Annotated in this window: 19 protein-coding genes; 11 read left to right on the forward strand and 8 right to left on the reverse strand. The window is 64.7% G+C overall.

Annotated elements, in window-relative coordinates; all coding sequences use genetic code 11:
- Positions 1–94: 94 nt before the first annotated feature.
- The 6 genes from K9B35_RS04730 (at position 95) to K9B35_RS04755 (ending at position 9,645) form a co-directional block, all read left to right on the forward strand.
- Complete coding sequence (locus K9B35_RS04730) at positions 95–2,782, forward strand: glycoside hydrolase family 2 TIM barrel-domain containing protein (protein WP_224920662.1); 2,688 nt, start codon at positions 95–97, stop codon at positions 2,780–2,782.
- Positions 2,783–2,958: 176 nt separating this feature from the next.
- A complete protein-coding gene (locus tag K9B35_RS04735; protein WP_224920663.1) occupies positions 2,959–3,540 on the forward strand; it encodes an RNA polymerase sigma factor in 582 nt (193 codons plus the stop codon).
- Entirely contained in the window at positions 3,533–4,486 is a 954-nt protein-coding gene (locus K9B35_RS04740) for a FecR family protein (RefSeq protein WP_224920664.1), read from the forward strand. Before K9B35_RS04735 ends, K9B35_RS04740 begins: the two co-directional genes overlap by 8 nt.
- Before the next feature lie 83 nt (positions 4,487–4,569).
- A complete protein-coding gene (locus tag K9B35_RS04745) occupies positions 4,570–7,596 on the forward strand; it encodes a TonB-dependent receptor (protein WP_224920665.1) in 3,027 nt (1,008 codons plus the stop codon).
- Positions 7,597–7,642: 46 nt separating this feature from the next.
- Positions 7,643–8,545, forward strand: coding sequence for an alpha/beta hydrolase fold domain-containing protein (locus K9B35_RS04750; protein ID WP_224920666.1), 903 nt, complete (start codon positions 7,643–7,645; stop codon positions 8,543–8,545).
- Positions 8,545–9,645, forward strand: a complete 1,101-nt coding sequence (locus K9B35_RS04755) for a pectinesterase family protein (protein ID WP_224920667.1) — start codon at positions 8,545–8,547, stop codon at positions 9,643–9,645. Before K9B35_RS04750 ends, K9B35_RS04755 begins: the two co-directional genes overlap by 1 nt.
- Positions 9,646–9,801: 156 nt before the next feature.
- Here K9B35_RS04755 and K9B35_RS04760 read toward each other — a convergent pair whose 3' ends face one another.
- From K9B35_RS04760 to coxB, 3 genes are read right to left on the reverse strand one after another with little or no spacing between them, the layout of a single operon-like run.
- Complete coding sequence (locus K9B35_RS04760; protein ID WP_224920668.1) at positions 9,802–10,113, reverse strand: hypothetical protein; 312 nt, start codon at positions 10,111–10,113, stop codon at positions 9,802–9,804.
- A complete protein-coding gene (ctaD, locus tag K9B35_RS04765) occupies positions 10,110–12,602 on the reverse strand; it encodes a cytochrome c oxidase subunit I (RefSeq protein ID WP_224920669.1) in 2,493 nt (830 codons plus the stop codon). The genes K9B35_RS04760 and ctaD overlap by 4 nt, the downstream gene beginning before the upstream one ends.
- Positions 12,599–13,249 (reverse strand): cytochrome c oxidase subunit II, encoded by a 651-nt coding sequence (gene coxB / locus K9B35_RS04770; protein ID WP_224920670.1) that lies wholly within the window; start codon positions 13,247–13,249, stop codon positions 12,599–12,601. The genes ctaD and coxB overlap by 4 nt, the downstream gene beginning before the upstream one ends.
- Positions 13,250–13,279: 30 nt before the next feature.
- Here coxB and K9B35_RS04775 point away from each other — a divergent pair, with 30 nt between their 5' ends.
- A complete protein-coding gene (locus tag K9B35_RS04775; protein ID WP_224920671.1) occupies positions 13,280–13,798 on the forward strand; it encodes a DUF2231 domain-containing protein in 519 nt (172 codons plus the stop codon).
- Here the strand turns inward: K9B35_RS04775 and K9B35_RS04780 are convergent.
- Genes K9B35_RS04780 through K9B35_RS04795 form a run of 4 tightly spaced genes read right to left on the reverse strand, consistent with a single transcriptional unit; the run spans position 13,765 to position 18,009 of the window.
- Positions 13,765–14,256: a CopD family protein gene (locus tag K9B35_RS04780; RefSeq protein WP_224920672.1), complete on the reverse strand. Its 492-nt coding sequence runs from the start codon at positions 14,254–14,256 to the stop codon at positions 13,765–13,767. The genes K9B35_RS04775 and K9B35_RS04780 overlap by 34 nt on opposite strands.
- Entirely contained in the window at positions 14,253–14,948 is a 696-nt protein-coding gene (locus tag K9B35_RS04785; protein ID WP_224920673.1) for a cytochrome c oxidase assembly protein, read from the reverse strand. The genes K9B35_RS04780 and K9B35_RS04785 overlap by 4 nt, the downstream gene beginning before the upstream one ends.
- A complete protein-coding gene (locus K9B35_RS04790) occupies positions 14,945–15,724 on the reverse strand; it encodes a formate/nitrite transporter family protein (protein ID WP_224920674.1) in 780 nt (259 codons plus the stop codon). The genes K9B35_RS04785 and K9B35_RS04790 overlap by 4 nt, the downstream gene beginning before the upstream one ends.
- Before the next feature lie 17 nt (positions 15,725–15,741).
- Positions 15,742–18,009 carry an FdhF/YdeP family oxidoreductase gene (locus tag K9B35_RS04795; protein ID WP_224920675.1) on the reverse strand — a complete coding sequence of 756 codons (2,268 nt, stop codon included), beginning with the start codon at positions 18,007–18,009 and terminating at the stop codon, positions 15,742–15,744.
- Between the two features lie 281 nt (positions 18,010–18,290).
- Between K9B35_RS04795 and fdhD the strand changes: the two genes are divergently transcribed.
- Genes fdhD through K9B35_RS04810 form a run of 3 tightly spaced genes read left to right on the forward strand, consistent with a single transcriptional unit; the run spans position 18,291 to position 20,794 of the window.
- Positions 18,291–19,016, forward strand: coding sequence for a formate dehydrogenase accessory sulfurtransferase FdhD (fdhD, locus tag K9B35_RS04800; RefSeq protein ID WP_224920676.1), 726 nt, complete (start codon positions 18,291–18,293; stop codon positions 19,014–19,016).
- Positions 19,013–20,245 carry a molybdopterin molybdotransferase MoeA gene (locus K9B35_RS04805; RefSeq protein ID WP_224920677.1) on the forward strand — a complete coding sequence of 411 codons (1,233 nt, stop codon included), beginning with the start codon at positions 19,013–19,015 and terminating at the stop codon, positions 20,243–20,245. The genes fdhD and K9B35_RS04805 overlap by 4 nt, the downstream gene beginning before the upstream one ends.
- A 6-nt stretch (positions 20,246–20,251) precedes the next feature.
- Positions 20,252–20,794: a molybdenum cofactor guanylyltransferase gene (locus K9B35_RS04810; RefSeq protein ID WP_224920678.1), complete on the forward strand. Its 543-nt coding sequence runs from the start codon at positions 20,252–20,254 to the stop codon at positions 20,792–20,794.
- 85 nt (positions 20,795–20,879) lie between these two features.
- Here the strand turns inward: K9B35_RS04810 and K9B35_RS04815 are convergent, their stop codons facing one another.
- On the reverse strand, positions 20,880–21,917 hold the full coding sequence (locus tag K9B35_RS04815; RefSeq protein ID WP_224920679.1) for a LysR family transcriptional regulator: 1,038 nt from the start codon (positions 21,915–21,917) through the stop codon (positions 20,880–20,882).
- Between K9B35_RS04815 and K9B35_RS04820 the strand changes: the two genes are divergently transcribed.
- Positions 21,903–24,941, forward strand: coding sequence for a TonB-dependent receptor plug domain-containing protein (locus K9B35_RS04820; RefSeq protein ID WP_224920680.1), 3,039 nt, complete (start codon positions 21,903–21,905; stop codon positions 24,939–24,941). The two genes, K9B35_RS04815 and K9B35_RS04820, sit on opposite strands and share 15 nt — an antisense overlap.
- Positions 24,942–25,049 lie beyond the last annotated feature (108 nt).

Consider the following 25,049-nt stretch of genomic DNA (forward strand, 5'->3'; position numbering starts at 1 on the left):
CTGGCCCGTTGCCTGTTCGGCCAGACGGAGCGGACAAATCCCCGCTTCCCATGCGATGATTGAGGTTCCTATGCGCAAACGGGTCCAGACCGTGATGACGACAGCGGCCGCGATTGCGATCCTGTCCTCCGCCTGTTCGGTCGCCGCTGCATCGCCGCGCGATCCGGCGGTGGCTGCGGATGCGGGGCCGCGTGCGCGCACCGTGCTGGCCGAGGGCTGGCAGTTCAACTTCGTCGGCGAAGCTGGGCCGGACGCGCACAATCCCAAGCCAGAGAACTGGCAGCAGGTTTCGGTCCCGCACACCTGGAACCGGGTCGGCTATTACCTGTCCGATCCGCAAACCCATGTGAACAGCGCGCAGGGCGTCAACAAGGCGCAGGGAGTGGGCTGGTATCATCTGTCCTTTACCCCGGCTGCGGATGGCGCGGGCAAGCGTGCGTTTCTCGAGTTCGATGCGGCGAGCCGTACTGCCGAAGTCTGGCTCAACGGCGTCCGGTTGGGCGAGCATCGCAACCCCTTTGGCCGCTTCCGGCTCGACGCGACCGACGCGATCCGCTTCGGGCAGGCCAATTCGCTGTATGTGAAGGTCGACAACACTCAGCCGCGCTTCGGTAACAGCACGGCCGATGTGCTGCCGATGACCGGCGACTTCTTTGTTCGCGGCGGTTTGTACCGTCCGGTCAGCCTCGTGCTGGCCAACCCGGTCCATATCGACCTGCTCGATTCGGGCGGACCGGGCGTCTATGCCGCCACCCGCAGCGCCGATGCGGGCAGCGCGACGATCGATCTGGTGGCGCGGCTCAGGAACGATAGCGGCGCCGCGCGCGACGTCACCGTGGACGTGCAACTGCTCGACGATACGGGCAAGGCGGTCGCGCGCTGGCGCCATGCCGGGCAGGTGACGCCAGGAGCTCCAGCGGAGATCAAGGGCGCGCTGAGCGTCGTCAATCCCCGGCTGTGGAATGGCACCGCCGACCCCTATCTCCACACGTTGCGGGTCGAGGTGCGCGGCGCGGACGGCGCGTTGCTCGACGCGCTTGATCAGCGCTTCGGGATCCGCACGATGCGGCTCGACGCCAATGAAGGCTTCATCCTCAACGGCAAGCGCGTGCCGCTGGTCGGCGTCGGTATCCACCAGGACACCGAGGCGTCAGACTGGGCAGTCAGCTATGACGATGTCGCCGAGACGGTCGATATCCTGCGCGACATGGGCGCGAACAGCATCCGGCTCGCGCACTATCAGCATGGCCAGCCGATCCACGAACTCGCCGATCGCCACGGCATCGTACTGTGGGATGAGATTGGCCTCGTCACCGCCTGGACCAATGCCAAGGATCAGGTCGAAACCCCCGATGGCATCCGTCGCAATGCGCGGGTGCAGTTGGAGGATCTGATCAAGCAGAATTACAACCACGCCTCAGTCGGGGTGTGGGGTATCGCCAACGAGGTCGATTTTGGTCCCGGTCGCCCCGATTTCCTGGGTCGCCCGCCCGAAGTGCTGGCCGATCCGCTGCCGCTGCTCAAGGACCTGTACGGGCAAGCGAAGGCGATCGACCCGCTGCGCCCGGTGGTGCTCGCGCAATGCTGTGAAGAGCGCGGGCTGCGCGACGTGCCGCCGGTCGCCGATACGGTCGATGCGGTCGGCGCGAACCGCTATTATGGCTGGTATTACGGCAAGCCGCACGAGCTTGGCGCCCATCTCGACGCGCTGCGCGCCAAGCGGCCGAACCAGCCGGTGTCGATCAGCGAGATCGGGGCGGGCGGGGCGCCCAATATGCAGTCCGACAATCCCACCGGCGGCCCGATCGAATCCGCCGGACGGACCCAGCCCGAAGCGTTCTTCTCCTGGTACCATGAGGAAAGCTGGAAGGTGATGAAGGACCGCCGCGACCTGTGGGGAATCTGGTTGTGGAACGGGTTCGATTTCGGATCGACCGTGCGGCGCGAAGGCGATGCGCAGGACATCAATACGAAGGGCGTGGTGACCTATGATCGCAAGATCAAAAAGGACGCCTTCTACTTCTATCGCGCCAACTGGTCGGACAAGCCCACCGTGCATGTGACCGGCCGACGCTATGTCGACCGCGCCTATCCGGTGACCGAGGTGCGCGTGTACAGCAACGCACCCCAGACGGTGCTGAGCGTCAACGGGCGCGAGATTGGGCGGATGACCGACTGCCCCGACCGCGTCTGCGTGTGGAGCGACGTACGACTGAAGCCCGGCGCGAACCGGATCGAAGCGATAGGCGCGTTCGCGTCCGGCACGGTTGCCGACCGCATCGACTGGATGCTCGATACGGCGCAGGCGCGCAGCTTCCGCATCGACAGCGGCGCAATCGTCGCGGCGAAGGCGGACAAGCGCTTTGGGTCGGACAACTTCTTCGTCGGCGGCGCGGCGGGCACCGCCGATACGCCGGGCGGTCGCGGGCGCCAGCCGGTGCTGGTCGCGATCGCCGGGACCAATCGTCGCGATGTCGTCGCCAGCTTCCGCAGCGGCAGCGCGTTCGGCTACCGCATCCCCGCTGCCAATGGCCGCTATCGCGTGACGCTGAGCTTCATCGAGCCCAAGGAAGCGCAGGGCGCGCGGGTGTTCGACGTGACCGCCAATGGCACCGTGGCGCTCAAGGATTTCGACATTCATGCAAAGGCTGGCGCGCCGCTGACGGCGGTTCGCGAACAGTTCGACGCTGACGTGACCGGCGGCATGCTCGACCTGCAGTTCGTTGCGCGTCGGGGTGAGGCGATCGTCTCGGCGATCGAGGTCGAGCCGCTGGCGGACTGAACGGCGACGCGGCCAGCCCCTGCGGCGGTTGCCCGCGCAGTCCGCGCTTGCGTCCTTGTTGAGTCACCCCGCCGGAGTGACTTGGGGGCCGCGATCTGCGCATGTCGAACGAGGATCGAGGAACAGCGCAATAAATTATTCGCGCGGTTGACGGAAACGCCCCCGACCCGACTCTTATGGTATCGAGGGGAGAGATCGTCACGACGCGCGCGGAGTTAGCTGAATGGGTCGGTCGCGAGATCCTTCCCCTGGAGCGCGACCTGCGATCCTGGTTGCGGCGCCGCGTCGCCACCCCAACTGACGTCGAGGACATCGTGCAGGAATGCTATTGCCGATTGGCGCGATTGCACGACGTGTCGCACATTACCCAGCCGCGCGCCTATCTCTACGCGGTGGCGCGCAATCTGTTGCAGAACCAGTTGAAGGCGGCGCGCGTGGTCAGGCTCGAGGCGATTGCGGAACTCGATATGGAGTGGCGCTCCGACGATCCGTCGCCGGAGGATGTCGTTATGGCGCGCAGCGAGCTGGGGCGCGTGCAAGCCGCGCTCGCCACGCTGAGCGAGCGCGCACGGTCGATCTTTGTCATGCGTCGGGTAGAGGGCATGTCACAGCGGGAGATCGCGCAGGCGATGGGCGTATCGGAAGCGGTCGTCGAGAATGACGCGAGCCGCAGCCTGCGCGCGATCCTGCAGCTGCTGACCGACCCGGACGTCGAGTCCGATCGTGGCGTTCGCGGCGGGAAACGCCGCAATGCGTGAGGCGATTGAAACCGAAGCGGCGCGCTGGGCGCTGCGGCACCCGCTGTCAGGCCAGGAGCGCGTGGCGCTTGAGGCGTGGCTGGCGGCACATCCGCACCACCCGGGCGCGTTGTTGCGTGCGCAGGCGGCACTGAGCAGCATTGATCGCGCCATTGCACCCGCGACAGCGCCCGTTGCGGAGGAGGTGCCTGCGCCAGCGACGCCCAGCCGGCGCTGGATCCTGGCGGGTGCGGGAAGCATCGCTGCCGCTGCTGCGGTGACTGCGGCCATCGGTCTGCGCGGTCCATCCCCCGATCGCGTTGCGACCGGCCCCGGCGAGATCCGGCGCATGCCGCTCGCCGATGGATCGATCGCGGCGATGGATGCCGAGAGTGAATTGCGCATCGCGCTGGCGAAGGACGCACGCCGGATCGACCTGAGGCGCGGGCATGTGTGGTTTCAGGTGGCCAAGGACCGCCAGCGTCCGTTCATCGTCGATGCGGGCATTGCCAAGGTTCAGGCGGTGGGCACCGCCTTTTCGGTGACGCGCACCAGCGCGGGCGTGCGGATTGCGGTGACCGAGGGGCGCGTTGCGATCTGGGCATCGGATGCCAGCGGCGCGGTCAGTATTCTGGACGCTGGCGAATTTGCGGCGTTTCGCAGCGATGGGACGGCTCCCGTGACCGGCAGTGCGCCGAGTGCGATCGAGCGCTCGCTTGCCTGGCGCGAGGGGGAGATCGCGCTCGAGGGCGAGACGCTCGACGAGGCGGTGGCTGCGTTCAACCGGTACAATCAGCAGCAGCTGGTCGTCCGCGACGCGGCGCTTGGCCGGGAGCGGCTGGTCGGGCTGTTTCAGCTAAACAATCCGGTCGGCTTTGCCACGACGCTCGAGGCGACGCTGGACGTCGAGGTGACGGTCACGTCGAGCGAAATCAGCCTGTCGCGAAATAAAAACGTCGCCAAGTGACGGAAACTCGGGGGAGTGCCGCTCTTCCCCCTTGATCGCAGCATCGCACAAGGCGAGCGCGAATTAACGGGGGAGGAGTGCGAATGCGCACGATGAATCACATTCTTATGTCCAGTGTGGCTGCGGTTGCGGTGCTGGCGATTGCGCCGGCTGAGGCTGCTGCACAGATCCGCCGGTTCGACGTGCCGGCGCAATCGGCGCAAACCGGCATTCCCCAGTTCGCGCGCCAGGCCGGCATCCAGATCCTGGCCCCCAAGTCGATTGTCGACGGGCTGAAGGTCAATCGGGTCAAGGGTACGATGCATGTCGCGGTCGCGCTGCGCCAACTGTTCGCCGGCACCGATCTGGTCGCGGTCGATGTCGGTGGCGCGATGGTGGTCAAGCGCCGCCCGGCGAGCGCGCAGGCAGTCGCCACTCCCGCAGTCGTCGCCTCGGCATCGCTTGGCAAGGCCGATGGCGGCGAGGCCGCGCCTGCGCCCCAGGACGCAGCGCCGGTCGCCGACGCCGACACCGGTCAGGGCGAAGAAATCGTGGTAACCGGTTTCCGCCAATCGCTGCAGAGCGCGCAGGAAAACAAGCGCCGCGCCGTCAACACGATCGAGAGCATCATGGCGGAGGATATCGCCAAGCTGCCCGACCTTAATCTTGCCGAATCCATTCAGCGCCTGCCCGGCGTTGCCATCTCGCGTGAAGGGGGCGAGGGCCGCAACATCACGTTGCGTGGCTTTGCGCCGGATTTCACCCGCACGACGCTGAACGGGATGGAGGTTCCGGCAAGCAGCGACGGGCTGGATTCGGGCGGCTTCACGGTCAACGCCGGTCGCGCATTCGACTTCCATGTCTTCGCGTCCGAACTGTTCAACCGGATCGATATCCAGAAGACCCAGACCGCCTCGATCGAGGAAGGCGGCATCGCCGGCACGGTCGATCTCTATTCGTCCAAGCCGCTCGACAATCCGGGCTTCAACGTCTTCGTGTCGGGGCAGGGCGGCTATAATTCGCTGACCCGCAAGGTCGATCCGCGCGTCGCCGCGGTGGTCAGCAATACCTTCGCTGACGATACGATCGGCGTGCTGCTGTCCGCCGCCTATTCGCAGCGCACGGTGTATCAGGAAGGCTATTCGAGCGTCCTGTGGACCAGCCCCTATATCAACGGCGATTCCTGGGCCGACACCAATCCGACCGTCACCGGCACACCGCAGGCGTGCGGGGCGGCCGATCCGCTCGACTGCCTGTGGGCTCCGCGCCTGCCGCGCGCGGACTTTTTCGGGAATGACCAGAAGCGGCTCGGCCTGACGGCGTCGTTGCAGTTCAAGCCGACTGAGCGGTTGCTGGTGACGTTCGACGCGCTCTACTCACGGCTGGAGAATGACCGGTACAGCTACAATTCGATGGAGTGGCTGCTGACCCACGGGCCGGCGGGCGGCTTTGTCGGGCAGACCCCGGTCGCCTTCACGATCGCGCCCGATGGCCGTCAGCTGATCGCGGCGCGGTTCAACGACGTGACGTCTTGGTATGAAAGCCGTCACCAGCAATCGACGTCGGAGTTCAAGCAATTCGTGCTGTCGAGCACGTACGAGCTTTCCGACCGAGTGAAGGTCGAGGGGCTGCTGGGCAAGGCGAGCGATGATGCCGACCGGACGGAGCTGCGCTTCTATGCGCGGTCGGTGCCGCATCCTTTCTCGTACGACTTCAGGAACAACCCGAACGTTCCCGTGGTCAGCTTCGGCTCCTACGATCCCAACCAGTTCAGCAACTATATCGACGCGCTGACTGCGGCGAACCGCATCAACACGGTGCTCAAGGAAAACTACACCGGGAAGCTCGGCCTGACCTATGCCGATGACAGCGGTTTTTCGGCGAAGACCGGCTTTGCCTATAACAACCGCAAGGTGCGCTATGGCGAAGGGGCGGGGGCCAACGTCAACTTCAACCCCTCGACCTATATGCGCGCCTTTCCCTATCCCAATTTCGGGCGCGGGTTCGAAGGCGTCGGGCTGAACCCGTTCGCAGTCGTCGATTTCGACAAGGTCGCCAGCAGCGGGCTCATCCCCGGCGGCTATACAACCAACGTCGGCGCCGGCTGGGAAGTGGGCGAGGAGACGCTGGCCGGCTATGTCGAGCTGAATGGCACCTTCGACCTTGGCGGCATGCAGCTGCGCGCGAACACCGGCCTGCGCTACGTGAAGACGAACCTCAGCTCGCAGGCGACGATCGCCGGACAGCCGGTGGAGGTGACGCGCAGCTACGACAACTATCTGCCCTCGATGAACCTGGCGCTGGACATCACCGACCGGCTGGTCGCGCGCTTTGCCTATGCGCGCAGCATGACGCGGCCGGGCCTCAGCACGCTCAACATCGCCGGGCCGGTGTTCGGCTATACGACGCGTACCGTCGGCAATCTCGGCAACCCGGACCTCAAGCCGTATCAGTCGAACGACATCGATGCCGGCCTGGAATGGTATTTCGGCAAGGGCGGGCTGCTGGCGGTCAACCTCTTCAACAAGGACATCACGACCTCGCTGACGACGCGGGTGGTGTCACAGATGATCGATCCGGCGTTCTGGCCGGCGATCTATGCCGACCCGCAATATGATCCGTCCTACAATGCGGACCCCGCGCTGGTGCCGTACACCTTCACCATCCCGGTGAATGCGGACGGCGGCAACAGCGTGAAGGGGATCGAGCTGACCTATAACCAGCCTTTCACCTTCCTGCCCGGCTTGCTCCGCAACCTGGGTGTCGCGTCGAACTACACCTTCGTCTCGGCGCGCGATTCAAGGGGGCTGTCCCGCAATTCGTACAATCTGACGGTCTATTATGACTCGAAGAAGTTCGGGGCGCGGCTGTCGGCGAACAAGCGCGACGATTATCTGTTGGTCCAGCCGGGCAGCAACGGCAACGTTCAGGAGCGGAAATACGGGCCGACGCATGTCGACTTCTCCGCCTTCTACAACCTGACGTCGCAGCTGACGCTGACGGTCGAGGGGATCAACATCACCGATGAGGTCGAGCGCATCTATGGCACCGGCTACGGCACACAGGACCTTACCCGCGAATATACGCACACCGGGGCGCAGTGGTTTGTCGGTGCTCGCCTCCGTTTTTAAACCAGCGGCCCTCTCCGCAGGTCTGCTCTGCGCCGTCGCCAATCCTGTGGCGGCGCAGAGCCTTTTCCCGGTCGATGACAGCTTCAACGTCGCACGGCGCTTTGAAGCCGACCGGATCGCGCATCCCGAGATCCGGCTGCCGGAGGTACGGACAGGGGCGGGGCAGCGCATGCTGTTCGACCAACGGTATCGGCAGATCGATGGCCGCGACCTGCACCTTGACGTATTCCTTCCGCCCGTGGGTCGATCGAACGGTCTGGGGATCCTGCTGATCCATGGCGGCGCATGGGCTTCGGGGAACAAGTCGCATAGCTACCCGCTCGCCAATCTGCTCGCCCAGCGCGGCTATGCGGTGTTCATGCCTGAGTTTCGCCTGTCGCCCGAGGCGGCTTACCCCGCCGCGCTGATCGACGTGAACGCGGCGATCCTGTGGGTGAAGGCGCGGGGGGCGGAGTTCGGACTGCGACCGGACGGTCTTGCATTGGGCGGTGATTCCTCGGGCGGGCAGATGGCGGCGTTGCTCGCCTATTCGGCGGCGGCGGGGCCGTTCGCCCCGCAAGCGGGTGCCGATACGCGCGTGCGCGCGCTGATCGATCTCGATGGCGTGCTCGACATGACCGATTCGCTGGTGCTGGAACATGAAGACGCCGCGCGTCCCGCGTCGCCCTTTGCGCGCTGGGTCGGCGGCAATTATGCGAGCCAGACCGCGCGCTGGCGTGCGGCAAGTGCCGCAACCTATGTCGATGCGCAATCGCCGCCGACGCTGATCCTGGGCAGCGGTTATCCGCGCTTTACCGGGGGCCGGATGCGCGTGCAGGCGGCTCTGGACCGCCATGGCATCCGCAATCGCTTCGTGAAGCTGGACGGCGCGCCGCACACCTTCTGGCTCTATGACCCGTATCTTCCGCGCGTCGCGGCGGAGATCGACCGCTTTCTTCGGGGACGTTGATGAGAACCGCCTTTGCCGCCGTTGCGCTATCGCTGCTCTGTGCGGCACCTGCACCAGCCTCCGCCCAGACGAACCTGAAGGTGCGTACATCCTGTGCCGCCCAGCCGCGCTGCTACACCACGATCGTCGGCGCGCTGGAGGCTGCCGAGGCCGATACATCGGGGCGATGGGTTACGATCGAGGTCGGCGCGGGCAATTTTCGGGAGAAGCCAACGATCCGCCGTGCCCGCACGCGCCTGATCGGGCGGGGTGTCGGCCGGACGCGGCTGCATTTCGACGCGGTCGCCGAACATTCCGCGCACTATGATCGTGGCCGCTGGGGCACCGCAGGGTCGGCGACGCTGACCGTCGCAGCCGACGAAGTGCTGGTTTCGGGCATGACGATCGAGAATGACTTCGATTATCTTGCCAACGACGCGCTTGCTGACGGCGATCCGCGCAAGATATCGAACAGTCAGGCGGTTGCGGTGACGCTCGACACGGCGAGCGACCGCGTGCTGTTCGATCGGGTGGCGATCCTCGGCTATCAGGATACGCTGTTCACGCGCGGCAAGCGAGCGATCGTTCGCAACAGCCTGATCGCGGGCAATGTTGATTTCATCTTTGGTAATGGCATGCTGCTGATCGAGCACAGCGAGGTGCGTACCCGGCGGCGCGGTGCCGCAACCGATGGCGAGCCCTTCGCCTCATTCGTCACCGCTCCTTCGACCAATCAGCAGCAGCCGATCGGCATCGTGATCTATCGCTCACGCCTGACGCGAGAGCGGGGGGTTGCCGATGGGTCAGTGGCGCTTGGCCGGCCCTGGCATCCGACAACCGTGTTTCCGGATGGCCGCTATGCCGATCCGGCGGCAGTGGGGCAGGCGGTGTTCATCGATTGTCACATGGATGCGCATATCCATCGCGACGGCTGGGCCAGCATGCCGGGAACGGCGCGCGATGGCACAAAGACGGCGATCTTCCGTCCGCAGGACTCCCGCTTTGCCGAGATCCGGTCGCGTGGGCCGGGCGCGCGGCGGCGCGACATTGGAATCGCGTGGCAGGCCGCTCTGGAAATCGCTGAAGTCCGCAAGGCGATGTTCGAACTGAAGTTCAAGTAACCTGCGCTCACCTCAGCAAAGCTGAACCGGCCGAAGATTCGTCAAAGTCGTCCGCCCCCGGGGAGCGCCGAGCGTGGTGATCTGCGGGGACACAGGGTCCGCGGCGGGAGGATCGCGAGCCGGCCGCATCGAATGGACCATCCTCGCCCCCTTGGCTCAGAGGCATGCGGTGGTAGCGATTACCGGCGCTCCGGTAACGACGATGCTGACGAAGCCGACGACTGTCGAGCACAGGGTGAGGCGGCGTTCCAGTCCCTCTGGGCTGTGACGGGCCCACATGATCATCGCGGCTGCGGTTGCAACGAGGATGAGCCACAGGGCGATCATGCTCCATCCGAAGACCGTTCCGCCAAGGAGCGGGAGGCGGTTCCATTCTCGCGCGCACCCGATGCCATGAAGGCCATAGAGCAGTGAGAAGCCTAGAGCCCACAGCCATAGACCGGCGCTGGCGCGAACCAGGAACCTCATGCCAAAAGTCCCGGCACGAACAGGCACAGCAGCACCAGGATCGTCGCGGCTGCCGAATAGTCGGCGAACAGGCGCGCGACCGCCAGTTCTTGAGCGCGCGCGACCGAGACGAAGCCGGCGCCGATCCGCGCCCAGGCAAATGCGGTGCATAACAGCGAGATGAAGCCATGAATGGCGGCATAGGCAATCAACGCCCAGCTCGCGGCTGCGTAGGCGTGGGTGTCCGGTATCGGCAGCGCGCTAGCGCCCGTCGCGACCAGCGCTGCGACAGAAACGGCCTGAGCCACAGCGCTGGCCAAAGCCATCTGCCCACTCGCGCGTGGTGATCCAGCGCTGATCGCGCGGCCCGCACCGCGTGCCAGGACTATGCCTGTAACCGACCCGAGGGCCGCGATCAGCGCGGTGATCGTGCCGCCCTCTATCTGTTCGGGCGGAGGCCAGTTCGGCGCGATCACCCATAGGAACGCGTAGCCGAACAGCAACGCGGCAAAGAGGGTGCCGTCGGCGACCAGCAACAGCACCGTGCCCCACCAGCCGGGTGCGCCGGGGGCTTCGCGGTGGATCGGCGCAGTCTGATCCCGTCCGATCGCTACCGGACCAACATCGTTGCGCGCGCCCAGAGCCCACGCCCAGCGCCAGCCGAGAGCTGCCACTCCCGCCAGCGGGATCAATGCCAGCCAGTAATAGCCGAACAGCAATGACAGGAAGAAGCCGCCCGTGACCACTGCTGTCGCGACCGGCAGGCGGGTATTGCCGGGCAGGATCACGACATAGTCGACTGCGCCGCTGGCCGAGTTCACCGCCATCGTCTCGCGCCAGCCGTGACGCGGCTCGCCCAAATAGCCTTCGCCGCGCGCCAGTTTGACGGCGAGTTCGGGATCGTCGGCGAGCGGCTCGCGGCTTTCGACATGCGGCTGGCTGGCGATGTTATAGGCTGCTGCCGGGGTCGGCATCGCCCATTCCAGGGTACCGGCACGCCACGGGTTGCGGCGACTGCGCCGCGAGAAGAAGATCTGCAGCGCCACATCGACGGCAAACAGCGCAAAGCCGAACGCCATGATGAAACTGCCCACCGAAGAGAGCAGGTTGAGCCAGGTCCAGCCCATCTCTTCGGTATAGGTATAGATCCGGCGCGGCATACCGAGCAGGCCGGTGAGGTGCATCAGGAAGAAGGTGAGGTTGAACCCGATCAGGATCAGCCAGAACGCCGCCTCGCCCAGCCGCGGTACGCGCGCCCGGCCCGTGAAATGCGGCAGCCAGTAACAGGCACCGGCCAGCATAGGAAAGATGAACCCGCCGACCAGCACATAGTGGAGGTGCGCGACGACGAAATAGCTGTCATGCGCCTGCCAGTCGAACGGCACCATCGCCAGCATGACCCCGGTCAGTCCTCCCAGCACGAACACCACGAAAAAGCCGAGCAGATAGAGCATCGGCAGCTTGAGCTCGGGGCGTCCACTCCACAACGTGCCGATCCAGGCGAAGATCTGCACCGCCGTCGGGATCGCCACAAGCGCCGAGGCGGCGGAGAAAAAACCGAGCGCCATGTGCGGGATGCCGGTCGTGAACATGTGGTGGACCCACAGCCCGAAGCTGAGGAACGCCAGCGCCAGCAACGCGGCAACGATCCAGCCATAACCAAGGATCGCGTTGCGGGCCATCACCGGCAGCACCGTCGAAACCACACCGGCGGCGGGCAGGAAGATGATGTAGACTTCAGGGTGACCGAACAGCCAGAACAGATGCTGCCACAGCATCGGGCTGCCCCCCCGCGTGGGATCGAAGAACGGCCAGCCGAATGCGCGCTCGACCTCGAGCAGGATCGAGCCGAGGATGAGCGGCGGGAAGGCAAGGATCATCATCAGGGCGGTAATCAGCAGATACCAGGCGAACAGCGGCATCTGGTCGAGCCGCATCCCCGGCGCGCGCAGCTTGAGAATGGAGACTGTGATCTCGATCGCCGCACAGATCGCCGAGATTTCGACAAAGGTGATGCCGAGCAGCCAGACATCGGCGTTGATGCCCGGAGTGAACGCCTTGGACGAGAGCGGGGTGTACATGAACCATCCGCCATCGGGCGCGACGCCGAACGCCAGCGCCGCAATCAGGACGCTCCCGCCGAACAGATAGCACCACCAGCCATAGGCGGAGAGCCGCGGGAATGCCATGTCACGGCTGCCCAGCATCTTGGGCAGCATGTAGAGCGCCAACCCTTCGAACATCGGAATGGCGAACAAAAACATCATGATGCTGCCATGCATCGTGAACAGCTGGTTGTAGATTGCGGGACCGACGAACGCGCTGTCGGGGGTCGCCAGCTGCGCGCGGATCAGCATCGCCAGCACGCCGCCGATCGCGAAAAAGGCAAAGGCCGTGAGGATGAAGCGCCGGCCGATATCGGAGTGGTTCACCGAGACGATCGTCCCGCGCCAGCCTTTTGGGCTGCCCCAGATGGCGGTCAACGCACGGTGGCGCTGGAGCGTGTTCATTGCCCGCCTCCGCGCTGAAACGCGGACCAGCTCGATGCGTCATGCGCCACGACGCGGAAGCGGTTGCTGGCATGGTTCAGCCCGCAAAACTCGGCGCACTGGCCCTCATAGATCCCAGGCCTGCCCGCCTCGATCCGCAGCACGTTCACCTGTCCTGGAATGGCGTCCATTTTTCCCCCGAGCCGCGGCACCCAAAAACTGTGGATCACATCGGCGGACGCGATCCGCACGTCGATCGCCCGGCCGGCGGGGATGTGAAGGATATCGCGGGTCTCGATCACGCCTGCAGCGCCGGGCTGACGGAAGCTCCAATACCATTGGTGCCCGGTCGCCTCGACCGTCACCACGTCGGGCGCGGGGCGGGCGAGGTGATGCTCACCCAGGATCAACGCATAGCCAAGCAGTACGGTCAGGACGACGGCCGGCATGGCGAGGCCGAGCCAGCCGATCCAAAGCGTTACGCCGCGCGCGCCGGTCGCGGTCCGACGGCGAAAGGCCAGCGCGAGCAGGCTCCAGGTGAACAGCGCCAGCACGGCTGCCCCCGCCGCCATGACCCACCAGAGGGTCGCGACATCGTCCGCGCCGGGTCCTGCCGTGTCCAGCGTCGACAGCGGTCCGGCGCATCCCCCTGCAATCAGGGCTGGCATCATTGCTGCGCTTCGGTGCAAGACCCGGGAATGGATGACGAACCCAAAAACACGGGCGCGCTGGTCGATCCGATCTCGGCAGAACCCAGTTTTCACCGAACCGAATCGCAGATTGCGATCGCCGGGCATCCGATCCATGCGATGCTGGTCGCGTTTCCGATCGCACTGACGATGTGCACGTTGGGCGCCGACGGGTTTTATTGGTGGACCGGCGACGTCTTCTGGGCGCGCGCGGCGCTGTGGGCGAGCGGCATGGCCTTCCTGTTCGGTCTGCTCGCGGGGCTGTCGGGCACCGTCGAACTGCTGCTCGTTCCGGGCATTCGCGCGCGCGCTGCGAGCTGGACGCATTTCGTGATCGCGGTGATGCTGCTGTCGATCCTCGGCGCGAACTGGGGCTACCGCCTGACGTCCGGCTATGAGCAGGCGGTGTTGCCCTGGGGCATCTTGCTGTCGGCCTTTGCAGCCGGGTTCACTGCGGTGACCGGATGGCATGGGGGCAAGCTGGTCTTCGACTATCACCTCGGCACCTCGTCGACCGGCAAGGGCTGATCCTGCGGTGCGCCAAGCCACGACGGCAGCAGTTCACCGTCGAGAACCGGTTTCCCGAGCACCAGCACGAGAATGATGAGCATCGCCGCGAGCGCGGCGGCGAGAAACGGCCAGGCCCGTTTCGGGGTGTAGCCGCCACGGCTTTCCCCGATATTGACGGTGACATGCCCGATCCAGGCGTGGAGCAGGACCAGCGCCCCGACCAGCACCAGCTTGGCGAACATCCATGGCACGAACACGCCGCGCATGAAGATCAGCGCTGTTCCCAGCGCGATGGCGATGACTGCGGCGGGCGTGACGACGCGGATATAGGCATGGTGCGTGAGCATCCGCAGGCGCGCATAGTCTTCCTGCTCGTCGCCCGCCTCGTGTTTGGCGAGCAGAAGCGGCAAGCCCACCAGCCCGGCACACCAGATCGACAAGGAAGCGATGTGCAACAGCTTGACCGCAACGATCATGCTGCGCTCGCCGCCTGCATCCAGGAGCGCCGCGCTAACATTGCCGTGAGTATGGCATAAGGAAAGACCCCCGGGACCCACATGATCAGTCCGGCAAGCTGCTGATCGGCAATCGGCCCGATACCCCAGGCCAATGTTGTGCCGGCGTGCGCCGCGTAAAGCGCGTCGGGGGCAAAGGTGAGCAATGCCCCCAACATCCCCATTTGCGCCATGGCGAAGATCGCCGCGAGCAGTGCCGGTACCGGTGGCGCCGCAAACACGTTGCGCCACATCCAGATCGCGCTCGCCATCAGGCTGAACTGCATAAGCCAGTACATGGGCGTATTGGCCAGCGCCCGATCGTAGAATGTCGGGACGTGCCACAACCACAGCGTGATGGTCGCGACCAGCAGCGCCACCGCCAGCTGCCCGGAACGGCGGGCGGGAAAAGCAAGCGCGATCAGCGGCGCGGCGATGGCGACAAGCGCGATATGATGAACCGCCCGCGCGGAAAACAGAGCGACGCTCAGCGCACATAACGGCGACACGAAGGCAATCGCGAGCACCCCGACGCCGCCGAGCGCGAGACGTGGACGTTCCGAGCGCAGCGCGATCGCGGCGCAGATCGCAAGGCCGAGCAGCAGGACCGGATCAAGGTTCCAGCGCAGCAGCCAGTCGTGGGGCAGGGGGGGCTCCCCGCAATAACTGCTCATTTCGAACCACTTTGCCGGGCCAGCGCGTCATGGCCATAGGCAATGCCGATCGCGAGCGCGGCCCCGCCGACAATGTTGCCGAGCGTGCTGAACAACAGATTGAGCGCACCCGACGCGAGGTCGGGGACTGGGGCGGGCGCGGCAAGCCAGCCGAGCGGCAGGATCGACATGTTCGCGATCGAATGCTCCAGCCCCGCCGCAACGAAGATCGTCACCGGCCCGAACACCGCCAGGATCTTGGCGGGTACGGTGCGCGCGGCCATCGACATCCACACCGCAAGGCAGACCAGAGTGTTCGCCAGAATTGCGGAGGAGAACACGGCGCCGGGTGTCTTGGCGAGCTTACCATCGGCCAGCGCGATGGCGGCCTCGCCAACACCATCGCCCAATCCGCCACTGGCAGCGAACAGCAATGCAACCGCGACCGCACCGACCAGATTGCCCAGCCACACAATCGTCCAGGCGGACGCCAGCCGCCCGGCCGTCAGATCGCCGGTAACGCACGGGAGCAGCATCATCGTGTTGCCGGTGAACAGCTGCGCGCCGACGATCATCACCATCATCAGCCCGACCGAAAAGGCCGCGCCCGACAGCAGCCGCACTGCGCCGCCGTCACCCATATTCGCCTGCGCCACCAATGCCGCGACCGACCCGAAGGCGATGAAGGCGCCGGCCAGGATCGCCAGCACGAACATCCGCGCCCACGGCTGTTCAGCCTTGGCGACCAGCAGTTCAGGCGCCGCACCTGCGATCGCCTCGCCGCTGGGATCCTCCACTGTCGCCTCCTCCGTCATCAGTTGGCCTCGATACGGACCGGAACGGCCTTGCTCGCAGGGGTTTTGGAATTGCGATCATGGTGCTGGATCGGGATCAGCGGGTTGAGCTCGGGATAGTAGCCGACGATGGTGCCGTCGGGCAGATCGAAGGGCACGATTTCGAGGCGCTCGATCCGGCGGACATGTCCATCCTCCGCATCGCCGACCAGCGTGATGCGCTGGCCTGCGGACAGCCCTGCGCGCGCCATATCGTTGGGGTTGATCAGCACGACGTCGCGCTTGCCCTCAATCCCGCGCAGCCGGTCGCTATAGCCATAGATGGTCGTGTTGAACTGATCGTTCGAGCGGACCGTAACCAGGCGGTAGCGGCCCTCGGCATCGGCGACGTCGGTGGCCGACAGCATCTCGGGCGCGGTAAACTCGGCCTTGCCGCTCTCGGTCTTCCAGATCCGCTCGCGCGCGCTGTTGCCGCGATAAAAGCCGCCGGGCTCGAACATCCGCGCATTCATGTCGTGGAACTGCGCGTGATAGGTTTCCGCGATCAGATCGCGGACGAGGCCGTAATCCCCGGTCCATTCCTCCCAGCGCACCTTTGGGTTGGCGGGCAGGGTGGCCATGGCAATGCCGGCGACGATGGCCAGCTCCGATTTAAGGTGTTCGCTGGCGGGCTTGCGGTGGCCGAGCGAGCCGTGGATGTGGCTGAAACTGTCCTCGATCGTCACTGTCTGCGGACCGCCGGCCTGCAGATCTTCCTCGCTGCGACCGAGGCAGGGCAGAAGATAGGCGGTCTTGCCGTTGAACAGGTGATTACGGTTGAGCTTGGTGGCGATCTGCACCGTCAGGCGCATGCGCTCCCATGCCGGTTCGACCCGCCCCTGATCGGGGATCGCGCGCAGGAAATTGCCACCAAGTCCGATGAACGCCTGCACGCTGTTGTCCAGAATGCCTTCGCATACATCCACCGTGGTCATCCCAGTATCGCGCGGCGGCTCAAAGCCGAACTGCTCGGCGAACTTGTCGAGCGGCACCAGTTCGGGCTTCTCCGACATACCGACGGTACGCTGGCCCTGAACGTTGGAATGGCCGCGTACCGGGCAAATCCCGGCGCCGGGGCGACCGATATGTCCGCGCATCAGCAGCAGGTTCAGCAGCATCGCGATATTCTCGAAGCCATGGACGTGCTGGGTCAGGCCCATGCCGTAGACCCCGATGACGCGCTCGGCCTCGACATAGACTTTGCCGGCGGCCTCGATGTCGGTGCGGCTTAACCCCGATTCCTGCTCGATCCGCTCCCAGCTGGTCGCATCCGCCGTGGCGCGGAATCCATCGAAGCCGGTGCAATGCTCGGCAATGAAGGCCCGATCGAGCAGTGTGCCGCCGCGCCGCTCGTCCTCGGCGAGCACGAATTTGCACAGGCCCATGATCGCGGCGATGTCACCGCCCGCCCGCACCTGCAGATATTGACAGCTGATCGGCGTTCCCTTGCGCGTGATCATCTGGGCCGGGTTCTGCGGACTGATGAACTCGATCAGGCCCTTCTCGCGGATCGGGTTGAAGGTGACGATCTTGCAGCCGCGCTCCACCGCCTTTTGCAGCGGGTGCAGGAAGCGTGGGCTGTTGGTGCCGGTATTCTGGCCGAAGAAGAAGATCGCGTCGCATTCTTCGAAATCGTCGAGTGTGCAGGTGCCAACCGGCGAGCCGATCAGCTTGTTCAGCGTGACCGACGTGGTCTCGTGACACATGTTCGAGCTGTCGGGCAGGTTGTTGTGCCCGTAGAGCCGCGCGAACAGCGCATAGAGATAGGTGGTCTCAAGGCTGGCGCGGCCCGAGGCGTAGAAGATCGCCGACTTCGGATCGATCGCCTTGAGCTCCCCGCCGATCGCGGTGAACGCCTCGTCCCAGCTACACTCGACATAATGATCGCTCGCGGCGTCGTAGCGCATCGGATGCGTCAGCCGGCCCTCATGCTCAAGATCGTGATCGCTCCAGCTCCGCAATTCGGAGACGGTGTGTTTGGCGAAAAACTCTGGCGTGCAACGATGCGACGTCAGCTCCCACATCGTCGCCTTCGCGCCATTCTCGCAGAACTCGAACGCATGCGGGTGCTTGGGTTTGCCCCACGCGCAGCTGGTGCACATGAAACCGCCGGTCTTGTTCTGACTCAGCAAGGTGCCGAGCACCCCCGGCGTCGGCATCTCGCTCAGCGCCGTCAGGCCCATGCCGCGCAGCGAGCCCCAGCCTCCCGTCGCGCTCTTATACTCGACTGTTTTAGGCTGGTCGGTCATGGCCTGCTCCGCTGTACTGGCTTTAAGGGTAAATAACCCGCTGCGGTTCGGTTCCGCCACGGTGCAAGAATTGACAAGGGAAGACGATCCGACCCTAGCCAGTTCGGCTGCGTGAACAAACCGGTTGGCGTTCCGTTTGCTACCAGGGACATGGTTTGTCTAAGGGAGGCGCCCAATGGCCGTTCAATTCATCGATAGCCGATCGGCGACCCGCGCTGACTGACGCCCTGTCCGAGCGCGCGCGATTGCCGTTCGATCGTGTGCGATCGGGTGGCGAGGCGATGGCGATTGAGCGTGCGATCGCCAGCGAGACACCCATCGCCATCGAGTTCAACGGCATTGGCTATGCGGTGTTGATGGCGACGCCCGCCGATCTGGCCGACCTCGCTTATGGCTTTGCATTGTGCGAGCGGTTGATTGATCGTGCCGCTCACGTGCTGGATGTCGATACGCATCCTGCCGAGAACGGGATCCTGCTTCGCGTGACCCTGGCGCAACCCGTCGCGGATCGCGTGGTCGAACGGGTTCGGCACCGCATTTCGGAATCGTCATGCGGGCTGTGCGGCATCGAAAATCTTGAACAGGCGCTGCGACCGATCCCGCGCGTGTCGGCGATCTGGCAGGGTGACGACGCCGCAATCTTTCGTGCGTTCGCGGCGCTGGAGGATCACCAGCCGCTCAATCGTGAGACGCGGGCGGTACACGGCGCTGCGGCCTGTTCGGCACGGGGCGAGCCATTGTTGGTGCGCGAGGATGTCGGGCGGCACAATGCCTTCGACAAACTGATCGGCGCGATGCTTCGTGCCGGAAGCGGCTGGGACGGGGGTTTTGCGCTGCTGACTTCGCGTTGTTCGTATGAACTGGTCGAGAAGGCGGTGCTTTCGGGGTGCCCGCTGCTCGCGACGATCTCGGCACCGACCACGCTGGCGATGCAGCGTGCCGAGGCGGCGGGTCTGCCGTTGCGCGTACTGGTTCGGAGCGACGCTTTGCTGGCCCCGATTAAATGACTTCCGACGCCGAACCAGGGCTTCCGGCGGCCGCCGAGATGACGTTTGATGCGGCATTGGAGGTGCTGGCATCGCACGCCGTCCCGCTGGGGCAGGAAATGATCGCGTTGGCCAAGGCGGGTCGGCGCATGTTGGCGGCACCGGTGTATGCTGCGATCGATGCTCCACGCGCCGATAATGCGGCGATGGATGGCTTTGCGCTGCGCGTATCGGACGTGGAAGCGGGGCGCACCCATTTTCGTCTCGTCGGTACCAGCTTTCCGGCCGCGCCGTTCGGGCGCAGCATTGCGATGGGCGAAGCAGTCCGCATCACCACCGGCGCGCCGATGCCGGAGGGTGCGACCTGTGTGGTGATGAGCGAGGATGCGACCGAGGCGCAGGACATTCTGACGCTCGCCGGACCGCTATCGCAGAACCGCAACGTGCGGCGGCGCGCATCCGATTTCGCCAGCGGCGAACCGATCCTCAGCGCTGGCCGCATCCTCGACCCGCGCGCGCTGCTGGCCGCCGGGGCTGCCGACGCCGGTATGGTCACAGTGTGGAAACGGCCGCGCGTGTCGCTTCTCGCAGCCGGCGACGAGCTTGTCGCGCCGGGCACCGCTGCGGACGCCGACTCGCCCTATGCGATCCCCGACAGCCTGTCAGAGGCGGTCCTGCTGCTATGCCATCAATGGGCCGCCAAGCCGGTCGAGCACAGGCGTGCCCCCGACGATGTCGAAACGATCGCCCGCGAAGCCGCCAGCCTTCTGGCCGATTGCGACGTCCTGGTCCTGGTTGGCGGTGCCTCACGCGGGCGTCGCGATTTTGCCCGGGCGGCGCTGGAGCCGCTCGGCCTCGAGCTTCAGTTCGCAAAGCTTGCGATCAAGCCGGGAAAGCCGGTCTGGTACGGGCGCGTCGGCGAGCGACACGTCATCGGCTTGCCCGGCAATCCGACCGCAGCAATGACCGTGGCCCGGTTGCTGCTGGTCCCCCTGCTGACCGGACTTGGCGGTCGCGGAACGGATGCCGGGCTTGCGTGGAGCGATCAGCCGCTGGCGGCCGCCGCGCCGCCCGGCACCGGACGGGAGCGTTTTCTGTGTGGAGCGACCGACGGGGGTGCCGTGCGGATTCTCGAGCGCCAATCCGCCGGGTCGCAGGCTCTGCTCGCTCGCGCGGATCGCCTGGTGCGGCTACCCGGATCAGGACCCGCTCTGCCGGTCGGCACGCTTGTTCCGACACTGAGGTTTTAAGAGGTGGTGGACTCCATTCTCGGCGCCATCCTCGCAGGAGGCAAATCGCGCCGATTCGGAAGCGACAAGGCGCTGGCGACGATCGACGGCATCAAGCTGATCGATCACGTCGTCGCTGCCCTGACGCCGCAGGTCGATGCGCTGATCGTGTGCGGCCGATCGTGGCGCGATCTCAGGAGTCTCCCTGATCGACCTGACCCGGGATTGGGGCCACTGGCTGGCCTGAATGCGGCGCTCCACTATGCGCTGGTCCATGGGCATGACGGTGTTCTGAGCGCGCCGGTCGACATATTTCCTCTGCCGCTTGATCTGCGCGCGCGCCTCGCAGGTGGGTCGCCGCGGACGCTTTTGCGGCAACATGCCATCGGCTATTGGCCGACCGCACTGGCGCCTCTGCTCGACCGGTATCTGGCCTCGGGTGAGCGCTCAATCCGTGGGTGGATCACATCGAGCGGCGCTGAGGCTGAAGATGATTCCGCGCTCGACCTGCATAACATCAACTCTGTCAGTGACCTGAAACCGCATTGGACGTCGGTCAAAACTCCATGATCGTTAACTGAGCGCAAATCCGAGCCTCTACGCATCGCTCTGGCGATCTCTTCAAGAATGATCCGGCGGATCAGCAGCGCGCGTCTTAAACGATCTCCGGCTCATCGAGCGCCGCCCAGATTGCTTCGACGGTTCGAATGTTGTTTCGGGCCGCCCGATACACTCGGATCTTCATCGTGGTGCTCCACGGACCATCGGACTGAGGCGTTGCTCGGGCGCCGAACCCACCGTTGACGATGCTCTCGGGCAGCCAGGCGATTCCAAGGCCCGCGCGCGCGGCCGTGAACAAGCTCTCCGCAAGCGAGGCGCGAAAGATGGGCATCAGATTGAGCTTCGCCGGTCCGGCGTCGAGAACGCTGCCGACGACGTGCGACATGTAGGACGTCTTCGAAAATTCGAGAAACGGAATAGGCTTGCCCCCGGCATCGCGAATGACGTCTGCAGCAGGGATGCCCGCATGGAAGGGCAGCATTCGGTCCGTGCCGATTACCTTGCTGGGGAAGTCGACCGGATCGATGTCGAACGTCACCGAGGGGTGATCGTAGCTGATGAAGAAGTCGCTGCCCCCGTTCGCCAGCGCGGTCAGATATTCTTCGATCGTCCGGGTCTCGGCAACGATCGCAGCTTCGAATGGCCCCACCCGGCGGCGCAACTCGGTGAACAGATCGGGCAGGAAATAGAGCGCCAGCGTATGAAGACACGCAATCCGTACGCCGGTGTCTGCGATGCGCGAACTTGCCATGGCGCGGCGCTTTGCATCATGGGACTGGGCGATGATGTCGCGTGCGACGGCGATGAAATTCTGGCCCTCTGCCGTCAGCGAAATGGGGTGCTGTGACCGATCGAGCAGTTCGGCGCCGATCCACAACTCAAGCGACTGGATGCGGCGGCTCAACGCGGACTGCGTGACATGCCGTACCTCTGCTGCACGTGAGAAACTGCCGATCTCGGCAACGCTCAACAGGTCCTCCAGCCATTTAAGTTCCATAAAAACTCTATATTTCAATACTATGCAGAAATTGCATAGGATCTTTCTAATTATGAATTGGCCCCGAAACAAGTTGTGACAGCATGAAGAATGCTGCAATTGCACAGTGGGGGTAATTTTATGACGTTTCGCCATCGGAGATTGTTGGGTTTCACGTGCCGGGCATCGCTCGCTGCAGCGCTGGTCGCGGCGACGCCCGCGCTTGCCCAGGAGGTCGGCGGTGGCGCCGATCCGCAGGTTGAAGACCCCTCCGATAGCCTGGTCGTGATTACCGGATCGCGCATCGAGCGCTCGATCGAGGATTCGGCGGTACCGCTGCAGCTTCTCACAAGCGAGGACCTCGAGGAAAGCGGTACCGCGGACCTCGCCGAGGCGGTGAGCGAACTTCCCGGCGTGTCGGCATCGATTTCGCCCCAGAACAGCAACGACCAGATCCAGACTGCCGGCCTCTCGACGATCGACCTGCGCCGGTTGGGGGATGACCGGACGCTGGTGCTGATCAACGGCAAGCGCGCGGTGTCCAACTCGGGCAACTCGGATCGCGTCAGCCTCTCGACCCTGCCCTCCGGGTTCGTCAAGCGGGTCGAGGTGTCGACCGGCGGCGCGTCTGCGATCTACGGGTCGGACGCGATTGCCGGCGTCGCGAATTTCGTGCTGGAGGACAGCTTCGAGGGGTTCGAATTCGACGCCCGCTATCTGACGCCGGAAGCGAGCGGCGGTGAGGACCGCGAGTTCAATGCGATGGTCGGCACCAAGTTCAACGATGGCCGCGGCTATGCCATGCTTGCGGGCAGCTATCGCGACGTGAAGGCGATCCTCGCGGATTCGACCCGCCCCATGTCGATCCTGGCGCTCGAATTCGACGATCCCGATATTCTGGCGTCGAACAGCTTTGCCAACGAACTGGGTCAGCCAGGATGCGACCCGAGCAATGTCGAGCGGCATTGCATGGTCGGATCCTATAGCGGCAGCACGCCGGGTGGCGCGTTCGAGGGCGGCGACGCCTGGTACCGCGACGGCCAGTGGTTCAACGACATTGCGCGGACCAACCCCAATGGTCGTCTTCCCGCGGATCGCGCGGCGGGGCAGGATTTCTACGCCGATTACGACGGCTATAACACGCGGATCGGCCAGTCGATGGTCGGCGCGCGGACCATGTTCAACGTTGGCGCGAACCTGACCTATGAGTTTTCGTCGGCGGTCAACGTCTCGCTGATCGGCCTCTACTCGGCGGTCGATTCCGACACGTCGGGTGGTTATGAGACGCTGAACGACAGCGACACCTTCGGCTCGACCGCCCAGACGATCGGCAACATCGCGGCAACCAACCCGTTCATTCCGCCGGAAGTGAATGTCACGCGATCGGGCAGCGTCGATTTCGACCGCGCGCTGGTCGAGCTTGGCATTCAGCAGCGGCTGAACAAGCGCGAGACTGTCCGCTTCATCGGCGACGTGAGCGGGGAGCTGAGCGATACGTGGAAGTATGAGGTCTATTCGACCTATGGTCACTTCTACCAGAACCAGATCAACACCAACGAATATAACCACCAAAAGGCGCAATGGGCGCTCGATGTGGAAACGGTTGGTGGCGTGATCCGCTGCCGCAACGCCGCCGCGCGGGCCGATGGCTGCGCGCCGATGAATATCTTCGGCGAAGGCACGATCTCGGAAGCGGCGGCCGACTACATCCGCTACACCGGGCAGGCGAGCCAGACACGTACGCAATTCACTGCGGGCGGTTTTGTCAGCGGTGATCTGTTCGACCTGTGGGCGGGGCCGGTGAAAATGGTGTTCGGTGCCGAGTATCGGTACGAGGGCCAGAACACGATCGGCGACCGCGATGGCGATCTGGTCGGCGGCCTCGACGGCAATCCGTTGACTGACGATATCGATCAGACCAGCCTTGCGACTTTCCCCAGCATCGAGGCGAGTTATCGCGTCAAGGAAGCCTATGGCGAGCTGGACGTGCCGCTGTGGCGCGACAAGCTGAACCTGCAGCTGGCGGCGCGCGTCGCCGATTATGATACGGTCGGCACGATCTTCAGCTACAATGCCGGCCTGGTCTTCCGCCCGACCAGCGGCCTCACCATCCGTGGCCAATATTCGCGGTCGCAGCGCGCCCCGAATCTCACCGAGTTCTTCTCGATGCCGCGTCCGGATTCGGACGATCTGATCGATCCGTGCGAGGGCCTGATGGCGGACGGATCGGGCATCCGAACCCCGGCCAGCGTCGGCGGTGCCAATGCCGATCTCGCGGTGGTCAGCGCCAACTGCCTCGCCACGCCGGGGATCCAGGCCTTTTTCGCCGATCCGGCCAATGCCGGCCTCGCGTTCGACGACGGCAGCAGTTCGGTGCAGGGGCCCAATGCGGGCAATCCGGACCTCAAGGAAGAAACCGCCGACTCCTTCACCTTTGGCGTGGTCGCGTCGCCGAGCTTCCTGCCGGGCCTGACCTTGGCGGTCGATTATTATCGCATCTCGATCAAGGACGCGATTACCTCGATCGAGACGCAGGATACCGTCGATCTCTGCTATTCGGCGACGGACTTCCCCAACAACAAATTCTGCGACGTGATCACGCGCAACCCCGCCAATGGCGAGGTGGTGCAGGTGATCAACTATCAGGAGAATCTCAACCGCGAACGGGCTGAGGGGATCGACGCCAGCCTGTTCTACAAATTCCGTCCGGGCTTCATTCCGGGGCGGTTCGATATCGACGTCCGCTACTCGCACTATCTGACTCAGGATGTGGAGTTCACCGGCATTGGCGGCGAAGTGCTGACGTCCTCGCCGCTGGGTGAAATCGGCTCGCCCAATGACGAGCTGCGGCTCAAGGTCGGCTATCGCCTCGGCGATTTCCGCTTCACCTATACGATGACCTATGTGGGGGGCGGGGTCGATGATCTGGTCGGCGCGCCGAACCCGACCGACGATCGCTATTATCGCGTCGACGGGCAGGATTATCATCGCATCTACCTGTCGTACGACTTCGGCAAGAAGGATCAGTTCCGCATCTATGGCGGCGTGAACAACCTGTTCAACGAGTTCGGGCCGTTCATGCCCGATGGTCTGAACAACGGCGATTCACGCAATATCGTGAGCGCGCTCAACGACCCTGCAGGGCGCGAGTTTTACATGGGCCTGCGCGCGCGCTTCTGACGCACGGGCCTGTCCGACGCTTAGCCCTTGTTCCGGCAGGCGCTCCTCATTTCGAGGAGTGCCTGCCGCTTCCCCCCGACGGCTTCGGCCGTCGTGGTTCCCTTGCGT

This window comes from Sphingomonas sp. R647, from assembly GCF_020177055.1.
Classification (GTDB): domain Bacteria; phylum Pseudomonadota; class Alphaproteobacteria; order Sphingomonadales; family Sphingomonadaceae; genus Sphingomonas.

What these genes read in the sequence shown, in the direction of transcription:
- K9B35_RS04730 (WP_224920662.1), top strand. Translation starts at nt 95, where the DNA reads ATGACGACAGCGGCCGCGATTGCGATCCTGTCCTCCGCCTGTTCGGTC.
- K9B35_RS04735 (WP_224920663.1), top strand. Translation starts at nt 2,959, where the DNA reads ATGGTATCGAGGGGAGAGATCGTCACGACGCGCGCGGAGTTAGCTGAA.
- K9B35_RS04740 (WP_224920664.1), top strand. Translation starts at nt 3,533, where the DNA reads ATGCGTGAGGCGATTGAAACCGAAGCGGCGCGCTGGGCGCTGCGGCAC.
- K9B35_RS04745 (WP_224920665.1), top strand. Translation starts at nt 4,570, where the DNA reads ATGCGCACGATGAATCACATTCTTATGTCCAGTGTGGCTGCGGTTGCG.
- K9B35_RS04755 (WP_224920667.1), top strand. Translation starts at nt 8,545, where the DNA reads ATGAGAACCGCCTTTGCCGCCGTTGCGCTATCGCTGCTCTGTGCGGCA.
- K9B35_RS04760 (WP_224920668.1), bottom strand. Translation starts at nt 10,113, where the DNA reads ATGAGGTTCCTGGTTCGCGCCAGCGCCGGTCTATGGCTGTGGGCTCTA.
- ctaD (WP_224920669.1), bottom strand. Translation starts at nt 12,602, where the DNA reads ATGAACACGCTCCAGCGCCACCGTGCGTTGACCGCCATCTGGGGCAGC.
- coxB (WP_224920670.1), bottom strand. Translation starts at nt 13,249, where the DNA reads ATGCCAGCCCTGATTGCAGGGGGATGCGCCGGACCGCTGTCGACGCTG.
- K9B35_RS04775 (WP_224920671.1), top strand. Translation starts at nt 13,280, where the DNA reads ATGGATGACGAACCCAAAAACACGGGCGCGCTGGTCGATCCGATCTCG.
- K9B35_RS04780 (WP_224920672.1), bottom strand. Translation starts at nt 14,256, where the DNA reads ATGATCGTTGCGGTCAAGCTGTTGCACATCGCTTCCTTGTCGATCTGG.
- K9B35_RS04785 (WP_224920673.1), bottom strand. Translation starts at nt 14,948, where the DNA reads ATGAGCAGTTATTGCGGGGAGCCCCCCCTGCCCCACGACTGGCTGCTG.
- K9B35_RS04795 (WP_224920675.1), bottom strand. Translation starts at nt 18,009, where the DNA reads ATGACCGACCAGCCTAAAACAGTCGAGTATAAGAGCGCGACGGGAGGC.
- fdhD (WP_224920676.1), top strand. Translation starts at nt 18,291, where the DNA reads ATGGCGATTGAGCGTGCGATCGCCAGCGAGACACCCATCGCCATCGAG.
- K9B35_RS04805 (WP_224920677.1), top strand. Translation starts at nt 19,013, where the DNA reads ATGACTTCCGACGCCGAACCAGGGCTTCCGGCGGCCGCCGAGATGACG.
- K9B35_RS04820 (WP_224920680.1), top strand. Translation starts at nt 21,903, where the DNA reads ATGACGTTTCGCCATCGGAGATTGTTGGGTTTCACGTGCCGGGCATCG.
- K9B35_RS04815 (WP_224920679.1), bottom strand. Translation starts at nt 21,917, where the DNA reads ATGGCGAAACGTCATAAAATTACCCCCACTGTGCAATTGCAGCATTCT.